We start from the raw sequence: 4550 nt of genomic DNA, 5'->3' as shown, positions 1-4550 counted from the left end.
CGCTCGACACACTTTCCGCCTTCGTTGAAGAGCCAGCCGTGATACGGGCAGCGCAGGCCGCATTCGTCCGGAATGCCGAACTGCAGGTCGACATTGCGATGCAGGCAACGGTCGCCGACGAGGCCGAGCGTGCCGCTCTTGTCCTTGTACAGCACGAGGTCTTCACCCAGCACGCGGACCTTGCGCACCGGGTTGTCGTCGAGTTGCGAATACGGGGCGATCGGAATCCAGTAGCGGCGCATCAGTTCACCGCCGGGCGTGCCCGGACCCACGCGCGTGAGGCGCTCGTTCATTGCTGCGGTCAGCATGTCGTCTCCAGATATTGGGGGGCGATAGCGGTGCTGGCGTGAAGCTGCCGCACCGTGTTTGCAGGTTCAGAATAGGTTTCACCTGGCGGTCCGTCAAGCGGCACAAATTCTGTTCGACAGAACGAGGATGGCGGCGTATAAAAGCGTCGATGAATGGCTCAGAAAGCGGATCACGGAGGCCCAGGATGGAGACCGAACTCGCAGTACGCAAACCCGAAGAGGACGAAGGCCGCACGCGCGTCGAGGCCGTTGAACGGTCGCTGTCGCTGCTGCAATGTTTCAGGCAGCCTGGCGAGGCGTTATCGCTTGCGGTACTGGCGCAGCGCTCGTCGTTATACAAGAGCACGATTCTGCGGCTCACCGCATCGCTCGTGTATATGAAGTTTCTGGAGCGCGATGCGGCCGGCAAATACCGGCTCGGATCGGAATTGCGGCGGCTCGGCGCCTTGAGCGCGGCGCCGGTGAGCGTCGAATCGCTGGTCCGTCCGGCATTGCAGAAGCTCTCCACGTTCACGCGCGAAACCGCGTCGTTCTACGTGCGCGACGGCGACGAGCGCATTTGCCTGTACCGCGTGAATTCGCAGCGCTCGGCGCGGCACCATCTGGACGAAGGGTCGCGTCATCCGCTCAAGGGCGGCGCGGCCGGCAAGATTCTCTGCGCCTACGACCCGCAATTCGCCGGCGAAGAAAGCTTCGAGGCGATTCGTACGCGTGGCTGGGTTGTCTCGAAGGGCGAGCGCGACCCCGATCTTGCGGCCATCGCCGTGGGGCTGACCAACGAGAACCATGAATTGCTGGGCGCATTGACCGTGTCGGGTCTGCTCACGCGCTTCACGCCGGATCAGATCAAATCGTTTCGCAAGCTGCTGGTCGACACGGCGAACGAACTGCGGCCGCGATTGCCGCCGCTTTCCATCATCAACCAGGAGCACGGCGCGTGACGTCCGGCGTGCCACGTTTTTTCGAAGCAATCTGAGGTTTGCAATGGATATGACCGCGACAGAACCCGTCCGCAGCGCGGACGCCGGCGCACCCGCCACGATCGAAATGCGCCTGACGTCGATCCGCTACGCGGCTGACGACATCAACCTGTACGAAATGCGCCGGCCCGATAATGCGGCGCTGCCGGCCGCAGGACCCGGCGCGCACATCGACGTGCATCTGCCGAACGGCATCATGCGGCAATACTCGCTCGTGACGGCGGACGGCGATCCGCGCGCTTACGTGATCGGTATCAAACGGGACCGCGCGAGCCGCGGCGGTTCCATCTTCATTCACGACAGATTGCGCGTCGGACAGAAATTGACCGTTGGTGGTCCGCGCAACAATTTTCCGTTGCTCGAAAGCGTCGAGCATACGGTGCTGGTGGCGGGCGGCATCGGCATCACGCCGATCTGGGCGATGGCGCAACGGCTGCTCAAACTCGGCCGTTCGTTCGAATTGCACTATGCGTGCCGTGAGCGGCGCGAGGCCGCGTTTCTCGAGCAACTGGCTGCGATGCCGCAAGCGCATCTGCATGTCGATTCGGAAAACGGTGAACGGCCGCTCGATATCGCGGCGCTCGTCGCGCGTGCACCGCAACACGCGCATTACTACTGCTGCGGCCCGCTGCCCATGCTCAACGCGTATGAAGCCGCTACGGCTTCGCTCGACGCCGCACAAGTGCACGCCGAATACTTCATGCCGAAAGCGGCGGCCGCCTGCGAGGGGGGATATGTCGTCGAGTTGCATCGAACCGGGCAGACGTTCGCGATCCCTGAAGGCAAGACGATTCTGCAGGTGTTGCGCGAAGGCGGCGTGGCCGCGCCTTATTCGTGCGAGGAGGGGATTTGCGGCGCCTGCCAGGTGAAGGTGATGGCGGGTACCCCGGATCATCGCGACAGTGTGCTGTCGGAGCGCGAGAAGCAGGCGGGCGATACGATGCTGATCTGCTGTTCCGGTGCGAAGTCCGAGCGGCTCGTGATCGACTTCTGAACGCGTGAGATTGAAGTGAAGCATGTCTCGCGAGAGACATGCTTCATACGCTTAACCAACCGAAATAAATCGGGACGTCAGTCAGCAAATCAATCAGCCGGCCGTCGAACCCGATTTCGCGTGTTCCGCCGCGATGCCACCGCGCTCGCGTGTGCCGGGCGCGGTATCGCGAGGGCTGCGCTGCTCCGGATAAACATACGGTCCCAACCGGCAGATCGACACGACCGACACCAGCACGAGCCCGACGAACACCCACAGCGCGACATGATAGGAATGCAGCAGGTCGTAGCACAGCCCCGAGGCGAAAATCATGATGCCAGCGCCCCAGCCCCAGCATGCCCACATGCCGCCACATACGCGGCCGAACAGCCGCAAGTCGAAATAGCGGCTGACGATAAAGGTGATGATGTCCGCTTCCGCGCCGATGCTCACGCCGATCAGTCCCGCCGACACCATCGCCGTCGCGCCGGTCGCGCCCGCCGCGAACATGATCACGCCGCACAGCGTCAAGCCGAACGACATGGCCGCGACATAGGGCGCGTGAACGCGGTCCATCAGGTAGCCGGCAAACAGGCGGCCGACCGCCGACGTGAGCCCGGCGATCGACAGCATGATCGCGGCGGTGCGGACCGTTTCGCCGCGATCGGTCATCATCGGTACGAGCTGCGAGAGCAGGGCGAGCAACACGCCGGACATGCAGAAGATCGCAATCCCGAGCAGCCGGAAGGTGCGGTCATGTTTGAAGATGCTCCATAGCGAAGGCAGTTTGTCAGCCGGCTGGTGAGTCCGGCGCAGCAGTTTTGAATCGAGATCGGGCGGCATCTTGACGAGGAAATAGAGCGCCGGAATCGAGACGACCGCCATCAGCGCGGCCACGCCGAGATAGCCGGTGCGCCAGCCGAAGTGGCGCAGCAGATAGCCCGCGTATTGCGGCATCAACATCGCGCCGACCGCGGTGCCGCCCACCGCCAACCCCAGCGCGAGGCCCCGCCGATGATCGAAACGCGCGCAGACCACCTTCGCGTAAGGCAGCGCATTGCTGCCCGGCGCAAAGAAGCCGACCATCACGAACACGAGACAGAACAGCGGCAACGACACCGGGATGACGCCGACCAGTGCGATCGACAAGGCGAACATGGCCAGAAAGAACAGCGTGGGGCGCCGCACGCCAAAGCGGTCGATCAGCGAACCGAGCACGATCGTGCCGGGTCCCATGGCGAATTCGAAGATCGTGAGGCCCAGCGATACCTGAGCGCGGCTCCAGCCGTTCTGTGCGGCAATCGCCTTGATGAAGGTGCCGAACATGAACGCCGAGATGACGCCCGCGCCGACTGAAAGGCACAAGGCGCCGCCGACGACGGTCCACCATCGATTGATATCCTGCTTCAACTGTCTCTCTCCACATCGTATATCCGCGTCTGCGTCTTGCCGGCAGTTGGGTCGCGGTGCGAGGTTGACGCACAGGCGGCCGGCGTTGTGCCGTTGCCGCGTGCGCGTTTCATGAATAATGCCGGAATTCAGGACGCGCCGAGCGCGTCGAGCAAATCTCCCAGATAGTCGCTGCTGCTTGCGAGCACCACCATCGTGCACCAGGGGCGCAGCAGATCGGCGGTATGAGTACGGCGTATGGCCTTTGCGTTGCCTGTTCCGGCCGCAGGCGCGCACGCCGGCCGGAGCACGGCCGACACCGTCACGCCGAGCCTACGCCAGGTTTGCGCGGCGAGCGCGGCGGCCGTCGCATCGTCGCCTTCGCGCCCGACGATGATCGCGAGATCCGGCGCGCCCGGCGATGTGGCGATCGCGCCGGACGGCGTGTTCAGGTCGCGTGGCCGGTCAGGGCGCCGCATGCCGCCATTGCCGATATCGATGCCGAGCAGCGCCGCCAGTTCGCTCGCACTCGAGAACTGCACGTTCGAGCCGTAGGCGGAGATAGCAGCGCGTGTTTCATCGTCACGCTCGCAGAGCGCGACGACCCGCACTAGACGCGGCGTCGAATTCGCCGCACGCACGCGAAAACGCGTTTCGGGCGCCTGCGTCGCGACGCAATTCGCCGATAGGGCAGGCGCCGGCGGGGCGACGTGAGGGCGGATTACATCCATGGATCGATCGTCATATGAATGGCATTCTCGACACCATCGCCCTGCAACGTGCGCAACGCGAGGTCCGTTTCCGCGAGGCCGAACGTGTGCGTGCTCATGCGCGTGACCTGATGACGATCGGCGGCGATTAGCTGAAGCGCCAGTTCGACCGACTGATAACTATGCCCAC

At 63.8% G+C, this 4550-nt stretch carries 5 protein-coding genes; 2 read left to right on the top strand and 3 right to left on the bottom strand.

What is annotated here, in order from left to right; genetic code table 11:
* Positions 1-308: Rieske 2Fe-2S domain-containing protein (locus QOC89_RS29350; RefSeq protein ID WP_323048244.1), on the bottom strand; the 308-nt coding region annotated here is incomplete at its 3' end.
* A 185-nt stretch (positions 309-493) separates the two neighbouring features.
* Between QOC89_RS29350 and QOC89_RS29345 the strand changes: the two genes are divergently transcribed.
* On the top strand, positions 494-1249 hold the full coding sequence (locus tag QOC89_RS29345) for an IclR family transcriptional regulator (protein ID WP_323048243.1): 756 nt from the start codon (positions 494-496) through the stop codon (positions 1247-1249).
* A gap of 49 nt (positions 1250-1298) precedes the next feature.
* A complete protein-coding gene (locus tag QOC89_RS29340) occupies positions 1299-2282 on the top strand; it encodes a PDR/VanB family oxidoreductase (protein WP_323048242.1) in 984 nt (327 codons plus the stop codon).
* Positions 2283-2375: 93 nt separating this feature from the next.
* Here QOC89_RS29340 and QOC89_RS29335 read toward each other — a convergent pair whose 3' ends face one another.
* The gene (locus tag QOC89_RS29335) at positions 2376-3671 is read right to left on the bottom strand and encodes an MFS transporter (protein WP_323048241.1); all 1296 of its coding nucleotides are present in this window, start codon (positions 3669-3671) and stop codon (positions 2376-2378) included.
* 128 nt (positions 3672-3799) lie between these two features.
* Positions 3800-4381: a hypothetical protein gene (locus QOC89_RS29330; protein ID WP_323048240.1), complete on the bottom strand. Its 582-nt coding sequence runs from the start codon at positions 4379-4381 to the stop codon at positions 3800-3802.
* Positions 4382-4550 lie beyond the last annotated feature (169 nt).

Source organism: Paraburkholderia sp., from assembly GCF_034668105.1.
Classification (GTDB): domain Bacteria; phylum Pseudomonadota; class Gammaproteobacteria; order Burkholderiales; family Burkholderiaceae; genus Paraburkholderia.
The sequence above is the reverse complement of the archived record's forward strand: the minus strand, read 5'-3'. Positions and strand labels throughout refer to the sequence as shown.

What these genes read in the sequence shown, in the direction of transcription:
- QOC89_RS29345 (WP_323048243.1), top strand. Translation starts at nt 494, where the DNA reads ATGGAGACCGAACTCGCAGTACGCAAACCCGAAGAGGACGAAGGCCGC.
- QOC89_RS29340 (WP_323048242.1), top strand. Translation starts at nt 1,299, where the DNA reads ATGACCGCGACAGAACCCGTCCGCAGCGCGGACGCCGGCGCACCCGCC.
- QOC89_RS29330 (WP_323048240.1), bottom strand. Translation starts at nt 4,381, where the DNA reads ATGGATGTAATCCGCCCTCACGTCGCCCCGCCGGCGCCTGCCCTATCG.